The sequence below is a fragment of the Mannheimia sp. genome (assembly GCF_056854775.1).
Genome location: NZ_JBXGGI010000008.1, coordinates 1 through 26,794 on the forward strand (window position 1 = coordinate 1; position 26,794 = coordinate 26,794).

At 39.3% G+C, this 26,794-nt stretch carries 21 protein-coding genes, 1 pseudogene and 2 riboswitches; of the genes and pseudogenes, 11 read left to right on the top strand and 11 right to left on the bottom strand.

Annotation, left to right across the window (positions count from 1 at the left end; translation table 11 throughout):
• The 3 genes and pseudogenes from ACJHV0_RS00360 to mazG form a co-directional block, all read right to left on the bottom strand.
• Positions 1 to 301, bottom strand: a pseudogene (locus ACJHV0_RS00360) (envelope stress sensor histidine kinase CpxA); the annotation flags it as partial.
• Positions 302 to 364: 63 nt separating this feature from the next.
• Entirely contained in the window at positions 365 to 1,087 is a 723-nt protein-coding gene (locus ACJHV0_RS00365) for a response regulator (protein ID WP_334229273.1), read from the bottom strand.
• Positions 1,088 to 1,154: 67 nt separating this feature from the next.
• Positions 1,155 to 1,937, bottom strand: a complete 783-nt coding sequence (gene mazG / locus ACJHV0_RS00370; RefSeq protein WP_334234673.1) for a nucleoside triphosphate pyrophosphohydrolase — start codon at positions 1,935 to 1,937, stop codon at positions 1,155 to 1,157.
• A gap of 308 nt (positions 1,938 to 2,245) precedes the next feature.
• Here mazG and accD point away from each other — a divergent pair, with 308 nt between their 5' ends.
• Complete coding sequence (accD, locus tag ACJHV0_RS00375; RefSeq protein ID WP_334235319.1) at positions 2,246 to 3,139, top strand: acetyl-CoA carboxylase, carboxyltransferase subunit beta; 894 nt, start codon at positions 2,246 to 2,248, stop codon at positions 3,137 to 3,139.
• A 7-nt stretch (positions 3,140 to 3,146) separates the two neighbouring features.
• Positions 3,147 to 4,448: a bifunctional tetrahydrofolate synthase/dihydrofolate synthase gene (gene folC, locus ACJHV0_RS00380; RefSeq protein ID WP_483133058.1), complete on the top strand. Its 1,302-nt coding sequence runs from the start codon at positions 3,147 to 3,149 to the stop codon at positions 4,446 to 4,448.
• Positions 4,449 to 4,505: 57 nt separating this feature from the next.
• Here folC and ACJHV0_RS00385 read toward each other — a convergent pair whose 3' ends face one another.
• The 6 genes from ACJHV0_RS00385 to moaC form a co-directional block, all read right to left on the bottom strand.
• Positions 4,506 to 5,702: an amino acid aminotransferase gene (locus ACJHV0_RS00385; protein ID WP_483133059.1), complete on the bottom strand. Its 1,197-nt coding sequence runs from the start codon at positions 5,700 to 5,702 to the stop codon at positions 4,506 to 4,508.
• A 106-nt stretch (positions 5,703 to 5,808) separates the two neighbouring features.
• Positions 5,809 to 7,677, bottom strand: a complete 1,869-nt coding sequence (locus tag ACJHV0_RS00390; RefSeq protein WP_483133060.1) for a tRNA(Met) cytidine acetyltransferase TmcA domain-containing protein — start codon at positions 7,675 to 7,677, stop codon at positions 5,809 to 5,811.
• A gap of 8 nt (positions 7,678 to 7,685) precedes the next feature.
• Positions 7,686 to 8,168, bottom strand: a complete 483-nt coding sequence (gene ybeY, locus ACJHV0_RS00395) for an rRNA maturation RNase YbeY (RefSeq protein WP_483133061.1) — start codon at positions 8,166 to 8,168, stop codon at positions 7,686 to 7,688.
• A gap of 16 nt (positions 8,169 to 8,184) precedes the next feature.
• Positions 8,185 to 8,640, bottom strand: a complete 456-nt coding sequence (gene moaE, locus ACJHV0_RS00400; protein ID WP_483133062.1) for a molybdopterin synthase catalytic subunit MoaE — start codon at positions 8,638 to 8,640, stop codon at positions 8,185 to 8,187.
• Positions 8,641 to 8,886 carry a molybdopterin synthase sulfur carrier subunit gene (gene moaD / locus ACJHV0_RS00405; protein WP_025235971.1) on the bottom strand — a complete coding sequence of 82 codons (246 nt, stop codon included), beginning with the start codon at positions 8,884 to 8,886 and terminating at the stop codon, positions 8,641 to 8,643. It abuts the gene before it with no gap.
• A complete protein-coding gene (moaC, locus tag ACJHV0_RS00410; protein WP_334235313.1) occupies positions 8,879 to 9,355 on the bottom strand; it encodes a cyclic pyranopterin monophosphate synthase MoaC in 477 nt (158 codons plus the stop codon). Before moaC ends, moaD begins: the two co-directional genes overlap by 8 nt.
• 339 nt (positions 9,356 to 9,694) lie before the next feature.
• Between moaC and ACJHV0_RS00415 the strand changes: the two genes are divergently transcribed.
• A complete protein-coding gene (locus ACJHV0_RS00415; protein ID WP_483133063.1) occupies positions 9,695 to 9,910 on the top strand; it encodes a hypothetical protein in 216 nt (71 codons plus the stop codon).
• Here ACJHV0_RS00415 and moaA read toward each other — a convergent pair.
• On the bottom strand, positions 9,890 to 10,912 hold the full coding sequence (gene moaA / locus ACJHV0_RS00420) for a GTP 3',8-cyclase MoaA (RefSeq protein WP_483133064.1): 1,023 nt from the start codon (positions 10,910 to 10,912) through the stop codon (positions 9,890 to 9,892). The two genes, ACJHV0_RS00415 and moaA, sit on opposite strands and share 21 nt — an antisense overlap.
• A riboswitch (molybdenum cofactor riboswitch) is annotated at positions 10,901 to 11,063 on the bottom strand. (Overlaps the previous gene by 12 nt.)
• Before the next feature lie 161 nt (positions 11,064 to 11,224).
• Between moaA and ACJHV0_RS00425 the strand changes: the two genes are divergently transcribed.
• The 6 genes from ACJHV0_RS00425 to ACJHV0_RS00450 all read left to right on the top strand — a co-directional run bounded on the left by ACJHV0_RS00425 (position 11,225) and on the right by ACJHV0_RS00450 (position 21,308).
• A complete protein-coding gene (locus ACJHV0_RS00425; RefSeq protein WP_483133065.1) occupies positions 11,225 to 12,964 on the top strand; it encodes a LuxR C-terminal-related transcriptional regulator in 1,740 nt (579 codons plus the stop codon).
• Between the two features lie 167 nt (positions 12,965 to 13,131).
• Positions 13,132 to 14,247 (top strand): NapC/NirT family cytochrome c, encoded by a 1,116-nt coding sequence (locus tag ACJHV0_RS00430; protein WP_428981792.1) that lies wholly within the window; start codon positions 13,132 to 13,134, stop codon positions 14,245 to 14,247.
• A 4-nt stretch (positions 14,248 to 14,251) separates the two neighbouring features.
• Positions 14,252 to 14,438, top strand: a riboswitch (molybdenum cofactor riboswitch).
• 18 nt (positions 14,439 to 14,456) lie between these two features.
• Positions 14,457 to 16,943 carry a trimethylamine-N-oxide reductase TorA gene (gene torA, locus ACJHV0_RS00435; RefSeq protein ID WP_483133066.1) on the top strand — a complete coding sequence of 829 codons (2,487 nt, stop codon included), beginning with the start codon at positions 14,457 to 14,459 and terminating at the stop codon, positions 16,941 to 16,943.
• A gap of 137 nt (positions 16,944 to 17,080) precedes the next feature.
• A complete protein-coding gene (locus tag ACJHV0_RS00440) occupies positions 17,081 to 17,227 on the top strand; it encodes a DNA methylase N-4/N-6 (protein ID WP_080652898.1) in 147 nt (48 codons plus the stop codon).
• Positions 17,181 to 18,656 (top strand): site-specific DNA-methyltransferase, encoded by a 1,476-nt coding sequence (locus tag ACJHV0_RS00445; RefSeq protein WP_483133067.1) that lies wholly within the window; start codon positions 17,181 to 17,183, stop codon positions 18,654 to 18,656. Before ACJHV0_RS00440 ends, ACJHV0_RS00445 begins: the two co-directional genes overlap by 47 nt.
• A gap of 15 nt (positions 18,657 to 18,671) precedes the next feature.
• Positions 18,672 to 21,308 carry a DEAD/DEAH box helicase gene (locus ACJHV0_RS00450; protein ID WP_483133068.1) on the top strand — a complete coding sequence of 879 codons (2,637 nt, stop codon included), beginning with the start codon at positions 18,672 to 18,674 and terminating at the stop codon, positions 21,306 to 21,308.
• Positions 21,309 to 21,378: 70 nt separating this feature from the next.
• Here ACJHV0_RS00450 and ACJHV0_RS00455 read toward each other — a convergent pair whose 3' ends face one another.
• Positions 21,379 to 22,659: a citrate synthase gene (locus ACJHV0_RS00455; protein WP_283385883.1), complete on the bottom strand. Its 1,281-nt coding sequence runs from the start codon at positions 22,657 to 22,659 to the stop codon at positions 21,379 to 21,381.
• A 211-nt stretch (positions 22,660 to 22,870) separates the two neighbouring features.
• On the opposite strand from ACJHV0_RS00455, the gene icd reads away from it, so the two are divergent.
• Both icd and acnB read left to right on the top strand, forming a co-directional pair.
• The gene (gene icd, locus ACJHV0_RS00460) at positions 22,871 to 24,118 is read left to right on the top strand and encodes an NADP-dependent isocitrate dehydrogenase (protein ID WP_483133069.1); all 1,248 of its coding nucleotides are present in this window, start codon (positions 22,871 to 22,873) and stop codon (positions 24,116 to 24,118) included.
• A gap of 21 nt (positions 24,119 to 24,139) precedes the next feature.
• Entirely contained in the window at positions 24,140 to 26,746 is a 2,607-nt protein-coding gene (acnB, locus tag ACJHV0_RS00465) for a bifunctional aconitate hydratase 2/2-methylisocitrate dehydratase (protein WP_483133070.1), read from the top strand.
• The last annotated feature ends 48 nt before the right edge of the window (positions 26,747 to 26,794 follow it).

A 26,794-nucleotide genomic window follows, 5' to 3' on the forward strand; every position in this document is an offset into this window, starting at 1 on the left:
TTACACCACTTAAATTACCGGTCTCTTCATCTTCTAATATAATATCGTAACCATTAGCTGTTTCTACCGATAAATTCCGTTCGAAAACTTCATCTAAATTTAAATTTAGCTCGGTTTCAAGACTTTCATTTTTAAAATAGAGCTGGTCTTTTTGCGAAATAGGTGAAAATTTTCTTGAATCAAATTTATCAATATTAAAAGTAATTGCAATAAATAAGCTAAGCAATAAACCATAATACGTAACAAGTTTATAGGCTAAGCGTTTTCTAAAGTTTAAATATTTTTTAAATAAATTTGGCATATATAATAATAGTAGAATAAAAATCCCTAAAATAATTTCTATTATTTAGGGATTTGGAAAATATTATTCAGTTACTAATAAGTAACCTTTTCCTCTTAATGTTTTAAACCAAGGTAAACCATCTTCTCGTTCCGGTAATTTTTTACGAAGGTTAGATATATGCATATCAATAGCACGATCGTAAGGTGTTAATTGTTTACCTAAAACTTCCAAACTTAACAACTCTCTGGATAAAATTTGACCTGGGCTACGCATTAAAAGTTGTAATAATGCAAATTCTGTACCTGTTAAATCTAAATCGTTACCTTGGTAGGATGCTTGTTGGCGACCTGAGTGTAATTGTACCCCTGCAAATTGTAGTAATTTAGAAGCAGCTTCAGCCACACCTGTTTCAATTTGGCTATTATCTACTTGAAGTTGTTGGGGAACAGTACGTCTTAAAATAGCCCTTATTCTAGCCACTAGCTCACGATCATTAAAGGGTTTAGGTAGATAATCATCAGCACCTAATTCTAAACCTAAAATACGATCGATTTGGTCATCTCTCGCACTTAACATTAAAACAGGTAATACATATTTTTGTCTTATTCGTTTTAATGTTTCTACGCCATTCAATACAGGCATCATCACATCTAATAATATTAAATCATATTGATTAGTCTCTAATTCATTTAAACCTTCTTGACCATTATGAGCTACTTTTACTTGAAATCCTTCTAATGAGAGCAGCTCCGTTAATAATTCAGTCAGTTCAATATCATCATCTATTAATAAGATTTTTGACATAGCCTAATTCCTATAGATTATTTTGTTATAAGTAATAATTGTCCATTATTATAGCAAGCAAAACAAATTATTCTACTGTTTTTATTTGATGCCAAATCGCATCTAATTCAGCTAATTTACACTCATTTACAGTTCTTCCTGTATTTTTAACTACTTGTTCGATTTTTCTAAAGCGTTTTTCAAATTTAAGATTGGCATTTCGTAAATTTTCTTCAGCATCAGTATAATAATGACGACATAAATTTACAATTGCAAATAATAAATCCCCTAATTCTTCAGCCAATTCTTTGGAGCGATTTGGATATTGAGCCATTTCTGCTTTTACTTCATCAAGTTCTTCTTCTACTTTTTCTAACACCTCTTGCGGATTATCCCAATCGAAGCCCACTTTTGAACAACGTTTTTGCAATTTATCGGCTCGAGTAAGTGCTGGTAGTGCAAACGGAAGATCATCTAAAATAGATTGTTGATTTTTATGCTTAGCATCATTGGCTTTTTGCTGCTCCCAACTTTTTAATGCCTCTTCACTATTTTCTGCTTTTACATCGCCAAAAACGTGTGGGTGGCGATAAATCAATTTATCGTGAATATCGTTTACCACATCATCAAAACTAAAAGATCCTTCTTCTTTCGCAAGCTGACTTAAAAAAACCACTTGAAGCAATAAATCACCCAACTCTTCACGCAGAGCAGAGCGATCTTTAGTATGAATAGCTTCGGCAACTTCATAGGTTTCTTCTAACAAATGGGGGAGCATTGTGTCGAAATTTTGTTTTAAATCCCACGGACAGCCGTGCTCGGGGTGGCGAAGTTGATTTACAACTTCAAGAAATTGGTCGATAGTTGCCATATTTTTCCTTTTACAAGCGGTCGATTTTTATGAAAATTTTGCAAATTCTAGCATAATAACGACCTTTTCGCTTATAATAAGGTAATTTTTAGCAAAACTAGGAACGAAATGGCAGCAGAAAAATTAACTAAAAAACGTTTAATTCAAATTGTGGTAATGCTTGTTATTCTCCTTGTTGCGTTTTTTTATCGAACATATACGCATAGTTAGAGATCTGATATGTCAATAAAACATATCAAAAAACGGTAATTTATGCTTTAATAGCAAGAATTTTATTTATCCCACAACTCAATCCAAAAGGAATAAAAATGAGCTGGTTAGACAGAATTTTAGGTAGAGATTCATCATCAAGTAATACAAAATCAAAAATCCCAGAGGGAGTTTGGACAAAATGTACAAGCTGTGAGCAAGTTCTCTATAGCGAAGAATTACAGCGTAATCAACACGTATGTCCAAAATGCGATCACCATATGCGTATTGATGCTCGCACACGCTTATTAAACTTATTAGACAAAGATTCAGCCGTTGAAATTGCAGCTGATTTAGAGCCGCAAGATGTGCTGAAGTTTAAGGATTTAAAAAAATATAAAGATCGTTTAACTGCTGCACAGAAACAGACCGGCGAAAAAGATTCTTTTATTGTTTTTTCAGGCACATTACACAATATGCCTGTTGTTACTGCCTCTTTTAACTTTGAGTTTATGGGCGGCTCAATGGGGTCTGTTGTTGGTGCAAAATTTGTAAAAGCAGCGGAAAAAGCCTTAGCAGAAAAAATTCCATTCATCTGTTTCTCCGCATCAGGTGGAGCTCGTATGCAAGAAGCATTATTTTCATTAATGCAAATGGCAAAAACCAGTGCAATTTTAGCCAAAATGAAAGAGCAGGGCGTGCCGTTTATTTCTGTATTAACTGACCCAACCTTAGGTGGTGTTTCGGCAAGTCTTGCGATGTTAGGTGATATTAATATTGCAGAGCCGAAAGCGTTAATCGGGTTTGCAGGTCCTCGTGTTATTGAGCAAACTGTACGTGAAAAATTGCCGGAGGGCTTCCAACGTGCGGAATTCTTATTAGAACACGGTGCAATTGATATGATCGTTCCTCGTAAAGAGATGCGTGATGCTCTTGCTCGTATTTGTGCAAAATTAACCAATCAGCCAACGCCATTTAAAACGGCAGAATTGATTGTTGAAAATGTAGAATAATGAACGAATGAATACATTAATTACCCCTAAAGCCACGGATTCTTTGGAAACGTGGCTTTCCTATTTAGAACAAGCCCACAGTAAACCGATTGATATGGGCTTGGAGCGTATTACAGCCGTTGCAAAAGCGTTGGATTTACTTAATCCTGCCCCTTATGTCATTACCGTTGCGGGAACAAATGGCAAAGGTTCAACTTGTCGATTACTGGAAATCGCTTTATTAAAAGCAGGCTTTCGTGTTGGTGTTTATTCTTCACCGCATTTAATTCATTATAATGAACGGGTAAGAATTAATGACGATGTTCTGCCGGAAATTTATCACGTTCAATCCTTTGCAAAAATTAATGAAGAAAAGACCGCTTCACTTACTTATTTTGAGTTTAGTACACTTTCTGCCTTTGAATTATTTAAGCAAAATCAGTTAGATATTGTGATTTTAGAAGTTGGTTTAGGTGGCAGATTAGATGCGACCAATATTGTTAATCCAAATCTTGCGATTATTACGTCTATCGATATCGATCACGTTGCATTTTTAGGCGATAACCGAGAAGATATCGGACGTGAAAAAGCGGGCATTTTCCGTGAAAATATTCCTGTAATTATCGGCGAGTCGGATTGCCCTAATTCCATTAGAGAAATGGTAAAATCGTTAAATTGTAACGCTTTTTATCGGGATCAAGATTGGCATTTTGAAATTAAAAACAATCTATTCCATTGGTATTCTAAAGAAAAAAACTTTAAAGATTTACCTCTACCATTAATTCCAATTCCAAATGCCGGAACGGCACTAGCGGCATTAATGCAATTACCATTTGAAATTAATGAACAAATTATCCGAGAAGCATTTAGCGAAGCTCAAATGACCGCCCGTTTTCAGCTTTTAACGGATAAAGATTTTGCAAAATTTTCACAAAAACAACCGCTTGCACAAGTAATTATTGATGTGGGGCATAATCCGCACGCAGCCCGTTATTTGGCAGATAAACTTGCAGAGTTAAAACAAGCAAATCAAAAAATCTATGCAGTATTTAGTGCATTAGAAGATAAGGATTTGTCCGGCATTGTTCAGCCACTCGAAAATGTAATTGATGAATGGCATTGTGCCGGCTTAAATTGTTGGCGTGGGCAGAGTGGTGAGCAAGTATTAGAAAAATTGGTAAAAGTTTTACCAAATTCAACCGCTTGCAGCTACCAAAGCGTGCCTGAGGCAAGCCTTGCCTTATTTGAGAAAGCAAAAGCAGAGGATATCGTTTTGGTGTTTGGCTCGTTCCATACCGTAGCAGATTTTATGCTTTGGTTAGAAAAATAATCAATTTAAATCAAAAATAAAGGCGAACTTGATGTTCGCCTTTATTCATTTATTAGCTTAAAGCACTTTTACAATCGCTTCCGCTAAGGCATCAATATTTTTGCTGGTAATACCTGCTACATTGATACGACCTGAACGCACTGCATAAATAGCAAAGTCATCTTTTAATTTATCTACTTGTTCAGGCGTTAAGCCACTGAATGAGAACATACCGTTTTGTTCGGTAATGAATGAGAAATCTTTATTTGCTCCTTTCTCTTTCAATTTTTCCACTAATTGCGTACGCATATCTTTAATGCGGTTACGCATTTCATCTAACTCTTCAATCCATAATGCTTTCAGTTCAGAATCAGCTAATGCCACTGCAACCGCACTTGCACCGTGAGCTGACGGGTTAGAGTAAAGCACACGAATAATTGATTTGATTTGCGTAAATGCACGGTTAGCATCATCTGCGTTATCGGCAATTAAGGTAAATGCACCTACACGCTCATTGTATAAACCGAAGTTTTTAGAGAATGAGCTTGCTACCAATAATTCACGGTTATTTTTCGCAAAGGCACGTAAACCGTAAGCGTCTTCTTCTAAACCGTTTGCAAAACCTTGATAAGCAAAATCGAATAACGGTAACCAGCCTTTTTCTGCGGATAATGCTGCAAGTTGTTCCCACTGTGCCGGCGTTGGGTCAATCCCTGTCGGGTTGTGGCAGCAGCCGTGTAATAACACTACATCGCCTGCTTCTGCTTGGCTTAAGTCTGCAATTAAGTTATTCCAATCTAATCCGTTGGTGTCTTTATTATAGTAGCGATAACCTTTTACATTCACACCAACCGCATCAAAAATACCGTTGTGGTTTGGCCACGTTGGGGTAGAAATCCACACATTTTTCGCATTAGTATGACGTTTAATAAATTCTGCGGCAATACGCAATGCCCCTGTGCCACCTAAGCTTTGAGCCGTTTTTGCACGACCGGAGGTAATCACTTCAGCCCCTTCACCGAATAATAAAGCTTGTGTCGCCGCATTAAAGGCTTGAACGCCATCAATAGTGAGGTAGTTTTTGCTGGTTTCGGTATCTAATAAGCGTTTTTCCGCTTCTTTTACAGCTTTAACGATTGGGGTTTTGCCCTCATCGGTCATATAAACACCGATTCCAAGATTGATTTTGCCTTCACGGGTGTCGGCTTTGAATGCTTCGCCCAAACCTAAAATTGGGTCTGCCGGTGCTGCTTGAATATGACTGAACATTGACATTGGAAATCCTCTTAACAATTAAAAAACAACAGTGAATTTATACGGCTAAATGGAAAATTTAGCAAGAGGGAAAGCATAAAAAAATTAAGTTAATCCATAAATTATTTTAATGATTTGCACTTTTTAAGTATGTTTTCACAATTTCCCGATACTTTTCAATTTCTACTTTTGAATATTTTTTCTGATGTTCGTTAAAAACAGCAAGTGAGTTCAGCGTTTGCGGAGCAGATAAATATAAACGTTTTAAACTAATATAAACAGCAGGCAAGGCTCGCTTTCCATTTGCAAATGCGGTTAAATTTTGCCAATCACGCTCATCTAAAGAGATTTCTACAAGCGGTTGAAATTGCTCGAAATTTTGCAATTCCTCACAAATTTCCGTGAAAAACGGTTGAAGAGCGAAATCTCTGGCAAAAGCTTGGGTAGCTTGTTGGCTAAATTGTTTGCCTTGCTGCGAAATCGGGTAAATCATCATCGCACTGCGGTAGCTACTACTTGCTTCTTTATTCGGTGTAATTTGCACCAGCCGGAAACCACAAGATTGCCAAAAAGCGTAGAGTGGAGCAGTCAGCCCAAAGCTGACAGAGAGAAAATCAAGCGGTGGTTTTTTATCTGCATTTTGCAAAATAAAGTCAGAAATTAACCGCTTGCCAATGCCTTGATTTTGCCATTCAGGCTGAACCGCAATACGGGAAATCCGTACCGAACGTAATTGACACGCCTGTGGCAGATTGCCTTGAAAGCAGAGATATTGAGCCAGCAAATTGCCTTGTGGACGACGTTCACCTAACCAAATGGCTTGCGTGAGATTTTCATCTAAATTGCCTTCATTTACCGCCCAAATACCACCGATAAGCTGATCATCTTGATATTTTGGATACAAAATTTGCTGCTCGCCATCAAACAATCGGCGTAGATCCGTTGGGGTGGTTTTGTAATGGGCGTTGGCGAGTAGGCTGTAAAAGGCAATGTGGTTCGCAATATTTGTTGATTGTGATGGTGAATTGCAATTCGCCCCTACGATATCGTCATTTAACAATAGCAATTCAGCCACAAATTGCTCAAGCGAGTCATTCTCTCTCCACCGTAACGGTTGAGATAATGTCCAGTGTTTGGATGGCTTATTTAACATCTTCGGCAATTTAAGCTCAAACCCACGCCCTGTGCCTTCATAATTTTGTGTAGTCGTGGTTAAAATGACTTTGTCAAAATAATCACAAAGCGTGTTTAGGAGCGGCAAAGGTAAGCTGGCGGCTTCATCAATAAATAGCCATTGATTAGGGGAAATGCTTTTGTTTTTGACTCGCTCAATTAAATTATCAGGAGCGAAAAATGGGATTTGTTGCACAGCAGAACGCCAAAAACTCGGAAGAGCAGATAAAGAGCGAGCGGTAATCAATACATTGTGCTGCTTTGCTAGTTCTGTAGCAAGCAAACCTGCTAAAGTGGATTTCCCACGTCCACGAGGGGCAGTAATTAAATGGATATTAGCATTATCAAGCGGCAGATTTTGCAAAATATTTTGCTGTTCTTCCGTTAATTTGTCAATTTTTGAGGAAATTTGACCGCTTGTTATTGGCAATTCAGCAAGGTTATCGCTAATTTCAAAACCAAATTTTTCCACTAATTGTTTAAAATGCTGATAGAAATTCGGGCAGGCAATAGCGTGATTTTCGTTCCAACGTAACGCATCGAAATCTAATTCGTGTTCTAAATTATTCCACTGGGGACAAAGCAAAAATAAAGTACCGTTTTCTTGAATTGTGCCGGCGAGAATGGCAAATGCCTCAAGATGAAAATTGATGCCGTTTTCCGTCCGCATCTCATAAATGGCAAAAGGGTATTCGTTACCTAATATGGATTTTGCGTTAGAAAAGGGAATAGCTTTAAAAGAGTGATTTTCAGGAATGTAAAAATAGCCTTGTTGAGCAAGGCTAAAAGTGTGTGGATTTGTAAGAATAACTAGCGAACGCATTGTTTTATTTAAATTTTCTCTGAAATATACGGATCTTCATAGCCTAATGCTTGCATAATTTCCGTTTCAAGGCTCTCCATTTCAACCGCTTCACCTTCTTCAATATGATCGTAACCGAGTAAATGAAGCGTGCCGTGAATAGCGAGATGAGCCCAATGAGCTTCTAAAGGTTTTTGTTGTTCTTCAGCTTCTTTTTCCATCACTTGACGGCAGATAATTAAATCGCCTAATAATGGCATTTCAATACCTTCTGGTACTTCAAATGGGAAAGAAAGCACGTTGGTCGGTTTATCTTTTCCTCGATAGGTTAAATTCAGCTCGTGGCTTTCGGCTTCATCTACAATACGAATGGTGATTTCACTTTCGGGGAAATCGTCTGTTTTAGCTTCAACCGATAGGGCTTTATGTACCCAAGTATAAAATTGTTGTTCGCTTGGTAAGTTTTCGATGTTTTCGCAGGCGATCTGCAAATCAATATATAAATTTTCCATTTTTATCCTTTGCTAATTATTGCCATTTTTCGACCGCTTGTTCATCGCTCTCACGCCCTTCAATCCAACGTTCTCCCTCTTGAGTTTGCTCACGTTTCCAAAAAGGTGCTTTGGTTTTAAGGTAATCCATAATAAATTCATTGGCGTGGTAGGCATCGCCCCGATGAGCCGAGCTCACTCCCACTAACACAATTTCATCGCCTGTATGAAGTTGCCCGATACGGTGGATAACCGCAACACGTTGAATATCCCAACGGGAGCGAGCTTCATCTACAATTTCTTGTAGGGCTTTTTTCGTCATTGCAGGGTAGTGTTCGAGAAATAAACCTGAAACATTATCGCCTAAGTTCATTTCACGCACTTTGCCGATAAAAAGCGTGGTTGCCCCAACAGAATGATGTTCACTTAACCAACGGTAAATATGGTTTTGGTCAAATTCGCTTTCTTGTACTTCAATTAAGGTGGAGTTCATTTAGCCCCCTGTTACCGGTGGGAAAAAGGCGACTTCATCACCATCTTTAATCGGGCTGTCTAGTGGGGATATAGTTTGATTGATTGCCACTAATAATTTGCCTTTTTCCAACGCTAGTTGCCATTTTTTGCCTTGCTGGCTTAAATGTTCACGCAGTTCTTCTGCCGTAGTGAAATTGGCTTGCACTTCTAACATATCGGTTGCGACAAGTTCACGCACTTGAGCGAAAAATAATACTTTAATCAACGTTGAAATCTCCTGATTTGCCGCCGCTTTTATGTAATAGGCGAACATTTTCAATTACCATATCTTTTTGTACAGCTTTGCACATATCATAGATAGTCAGAGCGGCTACGCTGGCTGCGGTTAAGGCTTCCATTTCTACACCGGTTTTCCCAGTGAGTTTGCAAAGCGATTCAATGCGAACTTGGTTGGTTTCAGGTAACGCTTCAAGCTGCACTTCCACTTTAGAAAGCAGTAATGGGTGGCAAAGCGGAATGAGTTCCCACGTTCTTTTTGCTGCTTGAATCCCTGCAATACGGGCTGTGGCAAAAACATCGCCTTTATGATGATTGCCACTGATGATCATCTGCAAGGTTTCCGGGTTCATTCGTACATAAGCTTCGGCACGAGCCACTCGGACGGTTTCTTGTTTCATTGAAACATCAACCATATTGGCTTCGCCGTTTTGGTTGATGTGGGTGAAGTTGGTCATTTATTTTGTCTCTTTAAATTCAGGTAAAAAATTAATATCGTAGGTTTTTCTGTTACTTTCTTTGCTTGTGCAAAGAAAGTAACCAAAGAAAGCACACCCTACTTTACCGCTGTCTTCGCTTTATTTGAATTTGCTTGACGGAAAAATTGAAAACTCGCCAACTTCGTTGGCTCAAACACTCAATTTTTCCTACAAATTCAAAGTCGCTCAGGCGGTTCAGAAGGGAACCCGTTGGAGCGTTACAAGCGGTTAAATTGAACTAAAAATTTGCACAAACGCTTGCGTTTGAACGTCGGCTTTGCCGACGGCACGAAGTGCGAGCGTAGCGAGTAAAAAATCGTGATAAATGCACCGCTTGCCCGTCTGAGCGACTTGCGATTTCTAGGAAAATTTGTACTGTTTGAGCCGCTTGCGGCGAGTTTACAAATTTTCCGTGAAAGAAATCGCAACCAAGCGAAGTTCGGGTCGCCTTTCTTTTGGTTACTTTTCTTTGGCGAAGCAAAGAAAAGTAACAGAAACAACGCTTGGTGGTTGTTATCCACCGATACTGGATAAATTATTCCTCACCCCACTATCCCCAATATGCAAATAGTGGTGTTCTCGTTTGCCTTGCAAAGCCGATTTCAAGCGAGTTTCAAGCTGTAATTGTTGGTCGTCAGATTGCAATAAATCCCGAATATCAATGCCTTCTTCGCCAAATAAGCAGAGGTGTAATTTGCCTAAGGCAGACACTCGCAGGCGATTACACGAGGCACAGAAATTCTTTTCATAAGGCATAATCAAACCGATTTCGCCTTTGTAATCTGGGTGGGATAACACTTTAGCCGGACCATCAGATACTGCTTTTGGTTGTAGCTGCCAGCCTTCTCTGAACAAGCGCTCCATCACAGATTGCCCTGAAAGATGCTGCTCTTTGAAAAAGCTGTCCGTTTCGCCGGTTTCCATCAGCTCAATAAAACGCATTTGAATCGGTTTATCTTTAATCCACGCAAGGAAATTATCTAACTCGTGGGCTGTGTATTGTTTCATTAACACTGCATTGACTTTGATTTTTTTATAGCCAATTTCAAAGGCTTTATCAATGCCGTTTAAAATGGATTGCAGCTTGTTTTCGCCTGTAATCAGTTGAAATTGTCGAGTATCTAAACTATCAACACTCACGTTAATATCGGTAATACCGGCTTGCTGCCAGAGTTCAACATCACGCTCCATTCGGTAGCCGTTAGTGGTTAAGGCGACTTTGCGGATGCCGGCAGTTTGTGAAAGGGTATGAGCAATTTCGGCAAAATCTTTGCGTAAAGTCGGCTCTCCGCCTGTAATACGGATTTTCTCTGTACCTAGATTAGCAAAGGCTTTAGCGATACGTTGGATTTCGTCCACTTTCAGAAATGTCTGCTTATGCGAAGGCGGCTGATAGCCGTTAGGCAAGCAGTAATTACAACGGAAGTTACAAACATCGGTAATGGATAATCTCAAATAGGTGTATTGACGCTGAAAGCGATCAACAAGCCCGGAAACATCATTACCCACGTTCTTAATTGGGATAATAGATTGCATTTGACACCTTTCTAAACACGAGAGGACAACCCATTTCTAAGTTATCCTTTGAACAGCTAAATCACAAAGCTGTTACTGGCATAAATTCCATATCAAAAATTTGTCTTTAATTTTTAGAGTTAGGAAATAATGCTCGGAGTCTTAAATAAAATTGGTTTTATTGTAGGGGGAGAATGCTGATTAAGCAAGAGGTATATAGTGGTATATTTTAAGCTCAGATCATAACTAAATCAGGTTGGTTTGATTTATATCATTTTTTTGAATAGGTAATTTTGTTATTTTAATTTGACAATTTTTTACTTAGGAAAAAGAATGACTGAAAATAATCAATGGTCTTGCTTGATTAATAAGCAAGGCGAGATTTTAGAATGGGAAAATAAAGCTGGAGTAGAGTATTTAACGCAGCTAGAACAACTCTGCCTCTATGCTCAAGCATTTCTTTATTCAGAGCAGACTTCATTATCTTTTTTCTATTGTTTGCCTCATCAGCATTGGCTCAAGGTTCTGCTAAAACGCCATCAAGAGTTTACGTTAATACACGCAGAGCAGAGCAAATTACCATTTGAACTGAGTAAGCGAGAAATTGAGTTATTAACGTTAGTCAGCAGTGGATTGAGTAATGAAGAAATTGCAAATGAATTAAATATCAGCAAGCGTACCGTTGATAAACATATTGAAAATATTTTCTCTAAAACGAAAACAGAAAGTCGAACTTTGCTGGCTGTTTTTGCCATTACAGAGCATTTAATCTGCTTACCAACACCGGGTAAGCTAGAACAATCTATTCTTGTTACTTTTAAAATCGAACAACTTGCTTTGCAAATTGCAAATAAAAAACAACCGCTTGTAATGAATGAACCTGCAACTTTTTTGATTAATAATTATAGCCATCGCCCTATTATTCTTGGTGTACCCTATGTGGAACAGGGGATTGGACAAATTGATACCAAAGAATTACTTAATGGTACGCAACTTGCGGTAGAAAATATAAATCGGCAAGGCGGTATTAATGGGCGAGAAGTACAAATTGCCACTGCCGGTTTTTGTGTAGAGGATAAATCCAGCATATTAAATGCTTATAATGCGTTGTTGGATCAAGAAGTTGATGCGATTTCTACCGCCTATGCTTGTTATTTGCCCGAAGTTCACGAACTCATTGCAACCGAAGGCATTCCTTATTTACATATTGCTACTCATAGCGGTTCAAATAAACTTGCACAGAATTTGCCAAATAAGCGAATTGAGAATATGTTCCAAGTGTGTGCGAGCGATGTTACTTATAGCTTGGGTATTTTAAATTTTCTGCAATATTACCGTTATTATTATGCCGATTTTATGCAAAATAAAACGGTAATGATCGTAAGTGTGAAATGGCAAAAAGTGGATATTGGTATCGATACTTTATCGCACAATTTGCATAAACAAGGTTGGAATATTGAATATGTAGAGCTAGAACAAGAGCCTGCTGCTTATCAACATCTGATGCAGCAAATTCATAATATTTCACCTTCTATTATCGTACTTGCTTCTTATTTTGCGGAAGATATTGTCCATTTTCATCAAGCCTTTATTGAAAATCCGACTAATGCAATTATTTACAGTATTTATGCACCTTCTGCATTTTTGCCACACGAACAACCTTGCGAAGGAGTATTGTGGAGTACCAATAGTGGCTTAAGCGATAACTATTTAGGGCGGCAATTTTGCCGATGTTATGAACAGCTATTCGAGCGAAAACCCACTTATTCACAAGCCAGCATCGCTTATGATCAAGCTAATATTCTAGCAAATGCTTGGAAGCAAAGTGTTTCCTCCCGTCATTTTAAAGCGGTTTCGAATATTATTCGTCAGCAACCGCATTATGGTGTAAACGGCACTTATTATTTTAATACCGATAGCCAAATCGGTTTAACTTACCCGGAAACAAAAGACTTATCAATTAGCTTGCCACAGCTTATCTATCAAATTCAGCAAGGCAGAAGTGCGGTAATTGCACCTGAGTTATTTGCTGATTCACAATTTGTGCTACCTGCTTGGTTTTCTTATAAATGATATTGAGGGAGAGTTTTCTCCCTTTTTTATTTGTTATTTTTGCCTTAGATCAAACTTCATTAACTCTTTTGAGTTAATACGTATTTTTACTTATTGTTTATAACTCTAATGAGTTAATAAAATGCCTTCGTCTTTAATTTTTAGCGTTTTTTAGTGGGGGTAGTTATATGTCTAAGATGAAAAAAATAGCCGCTTTTATTGGCATTATGGGGCTTGGTGCTGCCGTTTTAGGTGGTTCGCAATATGCGATGAAAACCACGAATTCGACTGAATTTTGTGTCAGCTGTCATTCAATGACTCACCCGCAAGCAGAATGGGAAGGAAGTGTGCATTTCTCCAACCGAAAAGGGATTCGGGCGGAGTGTTCAGATTGCCACGTACCGCAAGATGGCTTGCACTATTTCAAAGCAAAAGTGGTTGCTTTAAAAGATGTTTGGCATACCTTTGTTACCAACAAATTGCCTGACCAAGAAGCCTATGAGGCTCACCGTTTAGAGATGGCTCAACGTGTGTGGGAGGATATGAAAGAAACAGATTCCGCGACTTGCCGTTCTTGCCATAGTTTTGATGCAATGGTGCTTTCAGAGCAAAAAGAAGCCGCACAGAAAATGCATAAACTTGCTCAAGAAACAAATCAAACTTGTATTGATTGCCATAAAGGTATTGCTCATTTTATGCCTGATATTCAAGTGGATAATGCAGCCGCTGCAGGCGAATTAGCAAAACACGGTGCAGAGTTTACCGCAAATGATAAAACGCTTTATTCTCTTGCAATGACAGCCGTTCAGCTAACACAAGGTGGCGAGATTCGCTTATTGCCTTATGCTGAATTGCATCAATGGAAAGAAGATGGCGAACAGCTAAAAGCAACTATTAATGGTTGGCAACAAGAAGGGGCAGAGTCTGTTGTGTATATGGATTTAGGCAAACGCATTATGGTTGCGCTATTACCTGATGAAGCACAAAGTAAAGTTAATGTCGTAAAAACGGTTTTCGATAATGTAACTAACTCTAATTGGAAAGAAGTGAATTTTGAAGTTACCGTTCCAAAAACCGCAGTAACTGCAAATATTGCAGCCTTAAATCAATTTGGCAATAACTTAAACCAAACGCATTGTAGTGGTTGCCACGCAGCAATAGGAGCTGATCACTATACCGCTAACCAATGGATCGGTGTAGTGAATTCAATGAAAGATCGTACTTCAATGTCTGCAGATGATGTACGTGCAGTAACCATTTATTTACAACGTAACGCCAAAGATATTGTAGGCAGTTCACATTAATTTTTAACTTAGAGGATACCGAGCTTGTGAACCTAAGTCTCTATTTGGGATATGGTAGCAAGCCGTAAAGAAGCTGAACAAGCGGTTGTTTTTTGAGAAAATTTTGCAAAAAAACCGAGCAACTTTACCAATGGATACGCGAGAAATGGTTTATCCACTCGACTTCAGAAAGGTGTCTATTTTTAACTTAACTTCAAATGAGGTTTATTATGAAAAAGCAAGACAATATTGACGTAAGTCGTCGTGGTTTTCTAAAAAAATCATCACTTAGCTTAGCTGCCGGTGCAGGTTTTTCAACTGGTACCACAGGGGTAGTGGGTGCATTAGCATCAACCAGTGCAAAAGCAGCTGAAATGAATGCGGTTCTAACTGCCGCTCACTGGGGACCATTAGCCGTTGTGGTTGAGAATGGAAAAGTGGTTAAATCTGATTCGGCTATTGATATTTCTGTGCCAAATGAACTGCAGCACGTTGTGGCAGATCAAGTTCACGGCGAAGCTCGTGTGAAATATCCGATGGTGCGTAAAGGCTACTTAGAAGGTAATAAAGATACAACCTTACGTGGACGTGATGAATGGGTACGCGTTTCTTGGGAGAAAGCCTTTGAATTAGTTCACGGAGGAATAAAATCAGCCCGCGATACACACGGTGCAACCAGTATTTTTGCAGGTTCTTATGGTTGGTATAGCTCAGGCTCATTACACGCAGCACGTACATTATTACATCGCTATATGAACTTAACCGGCGGTTTTGTTGGGGTAAAAGGCGATTATTCGACCGGTGCAGCTCAAGTTATTATGCCACACGTACTTGGTACTATTGAGGTATATGAGCAACAAACCAGCTGGGAAGTTTTACTTGAAAGTAGCGATATTATCGTGCTTTGGTCAGCAAACCCATTAACAACGCTACGCAATGCGTGGACATCAACCGATCAACAAGGTATTGAATATTTCAAAAAATTCAAAGAAACAGGTAAACGCATTATCTGTATTACCCCTGAACGTAATGAATCGGCTCAATATCTAAATGCAGAATGGATCCCGGTGAATACAGGTACTGACGTTGCATTAATGTTAGGTATTGCACATACCTTAGTAAGTGAAGATAAACACGATAAAGCGTTTTTGAAAAAATACACTACCGGCTATGATAAATTCGAAGAGTATTTACTAGGTAAAAACGATAACCAACCGAAAGATGCCGAATGGGCTGCCAAAATTTGTGGTGTATCTGCAGAGAAAATTAAACAATTAGCCGCTGATTTCTCATCAAAACGCACGATGTTAATGGGTGGTTGGGGTATGCAACGCCAAAGACACGGTGAACAAACTCACTGGATGTTAGTTACTCTTGCTTCAATGTTAGGGCAAATCGGATTACCGGGAGGCGGTTTCGGTTTAAGTTACCACTATGCAAATGGCGGTGTGCCAACAGCAACCGGCGGTATTGTTGGGGCAATTTCAGCCAATGCAGGCGGTGATGTGGGCGAAAAAACGTGGTTAGATGATACTTCAAAAGCTTCTTTCCCATTAGCCCGTATTTCCGATGCGTTACTGAATCCGGGTAAAACCATTCAATATAACGGAACAGAAATTACTTATCCGGATATCAAAGTCATTTACTGGGCAGGGGGTAATCCATTAGTTCATCATCAAGATACGAATACGATGGTAAAAGCGTGGCAAAAACCAGATTTAATCGTGGTGAACGAATGTTATTGGACACCAACCGCTCGTATGGCAGATATTTTATTACCGGCAACAACAAGTTACGAACGTAATGACTTAACAATGTCGGGCGACTATTCAATGATGAATATTTTCCCAATGAAACAGGTGGTTGAACCACAATTTGAAGCGAAAAGTGATTACGATATTTTTGCGGAGCTTTCTAAACGTGCCGGTGTAGAAGATAAATTTACCGAAGGTAAATCGGAAATGGATTGGCTCAAAGGTTTCTACCAATCTGCCTTTGATGCAGCCCGCAAAAACAGAGTTATTATGCCGAATTTCGATAAATTCTGGACAGAAAATAAACCTGTTACCTTTAAAGTAAGTGATAAAGCGAAAAAATGGGTACGTTATGAAGAATTCCGCAACGATCCATTACTTAATCCACTCGGTACACCGTCAGGTAAAATTGAGATCTTCTCTGATGTTGTTGCAAAAATGAACTATGATGACTGTAAAGGACACCCAACTTGGATGGAACCTGAAGAGTATGCAGGCAATGTAACCGCTGAAGCACCGTTGGCGTTAGTTACACCACACCCATATTACCGTTTACACAGTCAGCTGGCTCATACCTCTCTGCGTAGTAAATATACGGTAAAAGATCGTGAGCCTGTTTTAATTCACAAAGATGATGCAGCAGCTCGAGGCATTGCTGATGGCGATATTGTGCGTGTATTTAACGCTCGCGGTCAGGTTCTTGCCGGGGCAGTCGTAACCGACGGTATTATCAAAGGAACAGTTGCTATTCACGAAGGGGCTTGGTATGACCCGGCAGATGCAGGTCAAAGCGAAAAACCATTATGTAAGTTTGGCTGCCCTAACGTACTAACCCGTGATGAAGGTACATCAAAACTGGCACAGGGTAACTCTCCAAATACTGCAATAGTGCAAGTTGAGAAATTCACCGGCGAAGCACCGGAAGTAACAGTCTTTAAAGAGCCTAAATATACAGAGGCTTAATAGCGAAAAAAGCACAGAGTTTAAACTCTGTGCTTTTTTGCTTACAAGCGGTTATATTTCTTCAATTTTTTGCAAATCTTTCTATTTTTTTGACCGCTTGTTACAATAATGCACTTTTATTTTTTCAGGTGTATTTTATGACAACCCTTACTTGGTACGGCAAAGAAGAAGCCGTAAAAAAAGCCAAACAAACCCCATATTGTCTATTGCGTGAGTTGCCGGATTTTTCGCATAATATTGCCCGACAGCCGACAGCCGACAGCCGACAGCTCAGCTTCTGCTGAAACCTTATCTAATGTCAAGCAAAATTTAATTATTCAAGGCGATAATTTATTGGCTTTGAAAGCCCTTTTGCCCTTTTATGCCGGGCAAGTCAAATGTATTTTTATTGATCCTCCCTATAATACAAAATCTGCCTTTACCCACTACGATGATAATTTAGAGCATTCCGTTTGGCTTTCAATGATGTATCCGCGTCTTGAAATTTTACGGGAATTGCTTGCCGAAGATGGTTCAATTTGGATCACCCTTGATGATAACGAAAGCCACTATTTAAAAATTATGCTCGATGAAATTTTTGGGCGGAAGAATTTTGTGGCGAATGTGGTGTGGCAACATAGTATTCAAGGAAAAAATGACTCTAAATTATTATCTATCCATCATAACCAATTATTAGTGTTCAGAAAAAGCGACAGTTTTCGACGTAATCTATTGCCAAGACAAGAGGAGCATAATATTAATTATAAAAATCCAGATAATGATCCTAGAGGAGCTTGGCGTTCAGGAGATTTTAGAAGTCCCAATTTAAGAGAAAATTTACGTTATGATATTGTTACACCTAATGGAAATACTATATCGCCTCCAGAAAAAGGTTGGCGTTGGAGTAAAGATACATTTTTTGAAAAAGTTAAAACAGGTGAAATTTCTTTCATTGAAAATGAAACAAAAGTTTTAAGAAAGATTTATTTGTCAGAACAAGAAGGAAGAATTCCTGAGACAATCTGGTTTGGTAAAGAAGTGGGAACAACAAGAGATGCAAATAATGAAATAAAAAATATTTTTAATTCAGCATTCTTTGAAACCCCTAAGCCAGAACTCTTAATTCAACGTGTTTTGCAGATAGCCACATCAGAAAATGATCTCGTTCTCGATAGTTTTCTTGGTTCAGGTACAACCGCAGCAGTTGCTCATAAAATGAACCGTCGTTATATCGGTATTGAGATTGGCGAACACGCTAAAACCCACGTAGTACCCCGTTTGAAAAAAGTGATTGAGGGAGAACAAGGTGGTATTTCAAAAGCGGTAGGTTGGCAAGGTGGCGGATCGTTTCGCTTTTGTGAATTAGGCGAGGAAGTATTTGACGCATTCGGTTCACTGAATCCGAACATTCGCTTTGATGATTTAGCCGCTCATATTTGGTATTTGGAAAATCATTTCCCTTTGCAAAAAAATACCGAAAAATCACCGCTTGTCGGTACTTTCAACGGTAAAGCCTACTATTTGTTATATAACGGAATTTTAGGCGATAAACGTCCGCAGGGCGGTAATGTGTTGACACGAAAATTAATGGCAGAGTTGCCATACTTTGCTGAATTTATGCAACAGGGAATGGACATTGTGGTATATGGCGAAGCGTGTCGTTTAGGAGAGGCACAGTTAGCTGAAAAGAAAATTACATTTAAACAAATTCCGTATGATGTAACGGCTCGTTAATAGTGGGAGAAAAAAATGAAATTAAAAAATTACCAAAATGAGGCATTAAACCGTGTCAGCCACTATTTTTCGGCTTGCTTGCAATCTGATGCAAAAACGGCTTTTAGCCAAATCCAACCTGAATATAGTTACAAGATCCCAAGTGAACACAGTAATTTGCGTGATGTGCCTTATGTTTGTGTACGAATTCCAACGGGTGGCGGTAAAACATTGTTAGCCTCGCATAGCATTGCCCGTATTGCAAGGCAGTATTTGGATTGCGATTTCCCTGTTACTTTGTGGCTAGTGCCTTCTCGTACCATTAAAACCCAAACCGCAGAAGCGTTGAAAAATCCACAACACCCTTACCGTGCGGCACTTGATAAAACCTTTAATCGAGAAGTACTGGTTATTGAGTCTGAAGATTTTGATTTACTTCGCCCACAAGACTTTGGCAATAAGGCGATTGTGATCGTTTCTACTATTCAAAACTTTCGGGTAGAAAATCAAGATGGGCGAAAAATTTATGCTTTTAATGAAAAATTAACGGCTCATTTTGAGCGTTTACCAATCCATATTCAGACAAATTTAGAAAAAATTTCAACAACAGATCTACAAGAAAACGGTTTAACCGCCAAACAAGCGGGCAAAATTAAGTGTTCTTTTGCAAATTTGTTGCGAGCTTATCAACCTTTGGTCATTGTTGATGAAGCTCATAACGCTCGGACTTCGCTCTCTTTTGATGTGTTATCTCAACTTTCCCCGGCGGCTATTTTAGAATTTACTGCTACACCAAACACAGATAGAAAAACAGGGAGTAATGTGTTGTATCACGTTTCGGCAAGTCATCTAAAATCAGAAGAGATGATCAAATTACCTATTGTGCTGACCGAACATCACAACTGGCAGCAAGCAATAGATGGAGCAGTAATTAGCAGAGGAGCATTAGCACAAAAAGCACAGTATGAGAGCGATTATGTTCGTCCGATTGTGTTATTCCAAGCTGAGCCGAAAAACGGCAAAGTAACAGTAGACGTTTTAAAACAGTATTTAATTGATGAATTAAAAATTGATGCAGAAGAGATTGCCATTGTTACGGGTAATCAGCACGAATTAGATAATATCGATTTATTTAATCCACAATGTAAGATCAATTACATCATCACGGTTGAGGCATTGAAAGAAGGGTGGGATTGCCCGTTTGCCTATATTTTTTGCTCCGTGCAAAATGTTTCCTCAAGTAAAGAAGCGGAGCAGTTGTTAGGACGAGTATTGCGAATGCCTTATGCTAAACGCCGTCAAATTGAAGATTTAAACCGTGCTTATGCTCATCTTTCCTCTAAGTCGTTCGGCGAAACGGCTCGTAATTTACAAGATAAATTGATTGGAATGGGGTTTGAAGCATTAGAAGTAGCTGAAATGCTCCGCATTCCACAACAAGAGAATTGGATTAGTGAAAATGAAGGGGATTTATTCTATACGCCAACAACAGTTTTAGCATTAACACAACTTCCTATAATGACGGATTTAAGCGAAGCAGAACGTTCTCAACTCAAAATTACCGAGCAAGAAGGTAGCATTTTAGTGCAAGTAAAAGGTAATTTAAGTGAAAAGTTAGAAAAAGCCTTGATCCAAACTGCAACCGGTAAGAAAAAAGAACAAATTGAGCAACAATTACAAATTCACCAAAATAGAGTTGAAATATTCGCTTCTCCTGCCGAAAAAGGCGAAATATTTAAAGTAATACCTCAACTTTGTATGAATATTCAAGGCGAGTTAGATTTAGCTGATTCACAAGTTCTATTAGATTACCAAAGTTGGAATTTATTGGATTACCCCGCCAAACTTGATGGCTTTAGGTTGCAAGAAAATAGCCAAAGTTTTGAAATTGATGTGGAAGATAAACGGGTTTCTTACCATTTTAATCAACAACAACTTAGCTTTTCTGATGATTGGCTGGAACTAACCGAGCAAGATTTTATCCGTTGGTTGGATAAACAAGTGCGTTTAACTGATATTCCTCAACCTATAATGTTAAGATTTTTGCAATTATTGATTTCAGATTTACTGAAAAATGTAGAAATCACTTTAACGCAGTTAGTTCAACATAAATTTGCATTGGCTCGGGCTATTTCAGATTTGATTAATCGTTATCGGGCTTTAGCTCAAAAAAATTGCTATCAACAAACGCTATTTGGTGATAATGAAGAAGTAGAAATCTGCTTAAATGAGCAGTATCAATTTAGTTTTACACCAGAAAAACTAGCACCACAACCGCCTTTTTATGTAGGACGTTACAAATTCAACAAACACTATTTTGCTCAAATTGAAGAGTTGAAAGCAAGTGGGGAAGAATTTGATTGTGCTGTTGCGATTGATTCATTGCCTCAAGTGAAATATTGGGTAAGAAATCCTGTAAAAAGAGGGTTTTCTTTACCATTAGCTCATCAGAATTTTTATCCTGATTTTATTGTAGAGCTTATTGATGGTCGGATTTTAATTGTGGAATATAAAGGGGAACAATTAAAAAGTAATGAAGATTCTAAAGAAAAAGCCTTAATTGGCAATCTTTGGGAGAAATTAAGTCAAGGAAAAGGCTTATTTATTATGGCGGTAAAAAGCGATGAAAATGGTCAAGATGTTAGAACACAGCTGCTAAATAAATTAGCCTGATTTGCAAATTTTATGCAAAATTAAACCGCTTGTAGAAACAAGCGGTTTAATTTTTTCGATTTTTTGCAAGTTATGCTTTATCCATTGGCTCAAAATCACGTTTAGTTTCGCCAGTGTAGATTTGGCGAGGACGGACAATCTTGATATTACCTTGTAGATACATCTCTTTCCAGTGAGCAATCCAACCAACGGTTCTTGCCAAAGCAAACATTACGGTAAACATTGAGGTTGGAATACCGATTGCTTTGAGTACGATACCGGAGTAGAAGTCCACATTCGGATAAAGTTTGTGTTCGATAAAGTACGGATCACTTAACGCAATACGCTCTAATTCCAATGCCACTTCAAATAATGGGTTATCAATATTAAGTTCTTTCAATACTTCGTGGCAGGTTTCACGCATCACTTTCGCTCGAGGATCGTAGTTTTTATATACACGATGCCCGAAGCCCATTAAACGGAATGGATCGTTTTTATCTTTCGCACGGGCAATAAATTCAGGAATACGATCAACTGTACCAATTTCTTCTAACATATTGATACAGGCTTCATTCGCCCCACCGTGTGCAGGTCCCCAAAGTGAAGCGATACCGGCTGCAATACAAGCAAACGGGTTTGCACCGGAAGATGCAGCGGTACGCACTGTGGAAGTAGACGCATTTTGTTCGTGGTCAGCGTGTAAAATGAAGATTTTATCTAACGCACGTTCTAAAACAGGGTTCACCACGTAAGGCTCGCACGGGGTAGCAAACATCATATATAAGAAGTTGCCTGCATAAGATAAGTGGTTTTGTGGGAACATAAACGGCTGACCGATGGAATATTTATAACACATCGCAGCAAGGGTTGGGATTTTAGCTAACAAACGAATTGCGGTAAGTTCACGGTGGGCTTGATTATTAACATCAATAGAGTCGTGGTAGAAGGCTGCTAATGCACCACTTACCCCACACATTACCGCCATTGGGTGAGAATCTCGACGGAAACCGGAGAAGAATTTAGTGAGTTGCTCGTGTACTAACGTGTGTTTTTTGATAAGTTGAACAAAGTCTTTATATTCTTCTTTAGTTGGACGCTCGCCAAATAAGAGCATATAGCCTACTTCTAAATAGTCAGAATATTTTGCCAGTTGGTCAATCGGGTAGCCTCGATAAAGTAAAACCCCTTCATCGCCATCTACATAGGTAATCTTTGATTCACAAACGGCAGTTGAAACTAAACCGGGATCGTAAGCGAACAATTTATGTTTTAAAAAAGGCTGAATATCTACGTTTTGATACCCTAGCGTACCTTTTTTCATAGTAAGTTCAATTTTTTCACCAGTCTCTAGTGTTAATGTTGCTGCTGACATATATGCTCCTTTTTTATTTTAGGTTTGCCAATAAACTAGATTATTTTTAACAGAATAACAATATTTTTTTATAATTCATTTACAAAATGTGCGTTGGATCACAAATCTTAATTTAGAGAAATTCTCTTTATTTACATTTATACATTTACTGTTTATAGTTGATTTGTTATTAAACTGTAAATTTCATTTTTCGTCATTCGAGGGGGAGAAAATGCCTACACAAGTCCAAATTCCACAAGGCGAAACCATTCAACTGAACCAAGACGGTTCTTTGCAAGTTCCTGATAATCCTATTATTCCTTTTATTGAAGGCGACGGCATCGGCGTGGATGTAACCCCTGCGATGAAAGCAGTGTTAGATGCTGCGGTTGAAAAAGCCTATCAAGGCAAGCGTAAAATTGCTTGGATGGAAATTTACGCAGGTGAAAAAGCAAACAAACTTTATGGTGAAAATACTTGGTTGCCGGATGAAACCTTAGAGCTGATTCGTCAATACCACGTTGCCATTAAAGGCCCGTTAATGACACCGGTCGGTGGCGGAATTCGTTCACTGAATGTGGCAATGCGTCAAGGTTTGGACTTATACAACTGCCTTCGCCCAATCCGCTATTACGATGGTACACCAAGTCCGGTTAAACACCCTGAATTAATTGATATGGTGATTTTCCGTGAAAACTCGGAAGATATTTACGCTGGGGTTGAGTGGGTAGCCGGTTCGCCTGAAGCAAATAAAGTAATTGAGTTCTTACAAAAAGAAATGGGCGTGAAGAAAATTCGCTTTACTGAAGATTGCGGTATCGGCATTAAACCTGTTTCTAAGCAAGGTACGCAACGTTTGGTACGAGCAGCCTTACAATATGTCATTGATAACAACCGTAAATCGCTCACCTTAGTTCACAAAGGTAATATTATGAAATTTACCGAAGGAGCATTTAAAGAGTGGGGCTATCAAGTTGCAGAAGAATTCGGGGCTAAATTAATAGATAAAGGTCCTTGGATGAGTTTAACCAATCCAAAAACAGGCGAAGAAATCATTATTAAAGACAGCATTGCCGATGCGTTCTTACAAGAAATCTTATTACACCCGGCAGAATATGATGTGATTGCAACCCTTAACTTAAACGGCGACTATATTTCGGATGCGTTAGCAGCTCAAGTAGGCGGAATCGGTATTTCTCCGGGGGCTAATATCGGTTATGAAGCGGCTATTTTTGAAGCGACTCACGGCACTGCACCGAAAATTGCAGGGCAAAATAAAGGCAATCCGGGCTCTTTAATTTTAAGTGGTGAGATGATGTTACGCCATTTAGGCTGGACAGAAGCAGCAGATTTGGTGGTGAAAGCGGTATCGAAAACCATTGCAGATAAAACAGTAACTTTTGATTTTGCTGAAATGTTAGAGGGTGCAACATTACGTTCAACATCAGAGTTTGCACAAGATATCATTGCAAATATGTAACTCAAGGATAAGGAGTAAGTTATGGCAAATTTTATAGAAAATTATCAACAACAAGTTGATGAACGTGCAAAATTAGGTGTTGTTCCACAGCCATTGAATGCCGAACAAACTGCACAGCTAGTTGAGTTACTGAAAAATCCACCTGCCGAACAAGCGGTCTTTTTATTAGATCTTTTTACAAATCGTATCCCGGCAGGCGTAGATGAAGCCGCTTACGTGAAAGCCGCCTTTCTAGCCGATATTGTAAAAGGGGCAACTTCATCGCCGCTTATTTCACCCGATCACGCGGTGAAATTATTAGGCACAATGCAGGGTGGTTATAATATTGAAACCTTGCTACTGGCATTAGATAAACCGGAGCTTGCCCCTATTGCGGTAGAAGCCTTATCCAAAACATTATTGATGTTTGATAATTTCCACGATGTAAAAGAACGTGCAGAACAAGGCAATCAATTTGCAAAACAAGTGTTAGTGTCTTGGGCTAATGCCGATTGGTTCACTTCTCGTCCGAAACTCGCCGAAAAACTGACTGTTACCGTATTTAAAGTAACAGGTGAAACAAATACTGACGATCTTTCCCCAGCCCAAGATGCTTGGTCTCGCCCTGATATTCCACTTCACGCTCAAGCAATGCTTAAAAACGAACGTGATGGCATTTTCCCTGATGACAACGGACACGTTGGTCCAATTAAACAGTTAGAAGCGTTGAAGGAAAAAGGCTTTCCTTTAGCTTATGTAGGCGATGTAGTGGGAACCGGTTCTTCCCGTAAATCAGCAACCAACTCGGTGCTTTGGTTTATGGGGGAAGATATTCCTTATATCCCGAACAAGCGTGCCGGCGGTATTGTGTTAGGCGGTAAAATTGCTCCGATTTTCTTTAATACACTTGAAGATGCAGGTTCTTTACCGATTGAGGTGGACGTTACCCAACTCAATATGGGCGATGTAATCGACATTTATCCTTACGAAGGAAAAATCCGTAAGCATAATTCTGATGAAGTGTTAGCGGAATTTGAGCTAAAAACGGAAGTATTACTTGATGAAGTTCGAGCGGGTGGTCGCATTCCGTTAATTATCGGGCGTGGCTTAACTCACAAGGCTCGTGTTGCACTCGGTTTGCCGGAAAGTGATGTATTCATCAAACCACAATCTGTTTCGCAAAGTAACAAAGGCTACACCCTTGCTCAAAAAATGGTAGGGCGTGCGTGTGGTGTGGAAGGTGTTCGTCCTGGTCAATACTGTGAGCCAAGAATGACTTCTGTTGGTTCACAAGATACCACAGGTCCAATGACGAGAGATGAGCTAAAAGATTTAGCCTGTTTAGGTTTCTCCGCAGATTTAGTGATGCAGTCTTTCTGCCATACCGCTGCTTACCCAAAACCTGTTGATGTAGTTACCCATCACACCTTGCCTGATTTTATTATGAATCGTGGCGGTGTTTCACTTCGCCCGGGTGATGGGGTAATTCACTCTTGGTTAAACCGTATGTTATTGCCGGATACTGTCGGTACAGGTGGCGATTCACACACTCGTTTCCCTATCGGTATTTCATTTCCTGCCGGTTCAGGTTTAGTGGCTTTTGCTGCGGCAACAGGCGTGATGCCGTTGGATATGCCGGAATCAGTCTTGGTGCGTTTTTCCGGCACAATGCAACCGGGCATTACGTTGCGTGATTTAGTTCACGCCATTCCATATTATGCGATTCAGCAAGGCTTGCTAACCGTTGAGAAAAAGGGCAAGAAAAACATCTTCTCAGGGCGTATCCTTGAAATTGAAGGGTTAGAAGATCTGAAAATCGAGCAAGCCTTTGAGCTTTCAGATGCCTCTGCGGAACGTTCTGCGGCAGCTTGTACCATCAAACTCAACAAAGAGCCGATTATTGAGTATCTCAACTCAAATATCACGCTGTTAAAATGGATGATTGCCGAAGGTTATGACGATAAACGCACCCTTGAACGCCGTATCGCTAATATGCAAGCCTGGTTGGATAATCCTGAATTGTTAGAAGCGGATGAAAATGCGGAATATGCGGCAGTTATTGAGATCAACTTAGATGAAATCAAAGAGCCGATTGTCTGTGTGCCGAACGACCCTGACGATGCTCGTCTGCTTTCTCAAGTACAAGGCGATAACATTGATGAAGTCTTTATCGGCTCTTGTATGACCAATATCGGACACTTCCGTGCAGCAGGTAAATTACTCAGCCAAGTAAAAGGGGAGTTACCAACCAAACTTTGGATTGCTCCACCAACTAAAATGGATGCGGCATTATTAACCGAAGAAGGCTATTACAGCATTTACGGTAAAAGTGGTGCTAGAGTTGAAATGCCGGGGTGCTCGCTCTGTATGGGTAACCAAGCACGTGTAGCGAATAATGCCAGCGTGGTTTCAACATCGACGAGAAATTTCCCAAACCGCTTAGGGCAAGGGGCGAATGTTTACCTTGCTTCAGCAGAACTTGCAGCTGTATCGGCGTTATTAGGCAAATTACCAACACCGGAAGAATATCTCTCTTATGTAAACAGCTTACAAAATGAGAAAGAGGATATTTACCGCTATATGAACTTCGATCAAATTAACAGCTATGTAAAAAAAGCGGATAATGTGATTATTCAAACTGCGGTGTAATTCCCATCATTAAAGCAATAATCCGACCTTATGGTCGGATTATTTTTT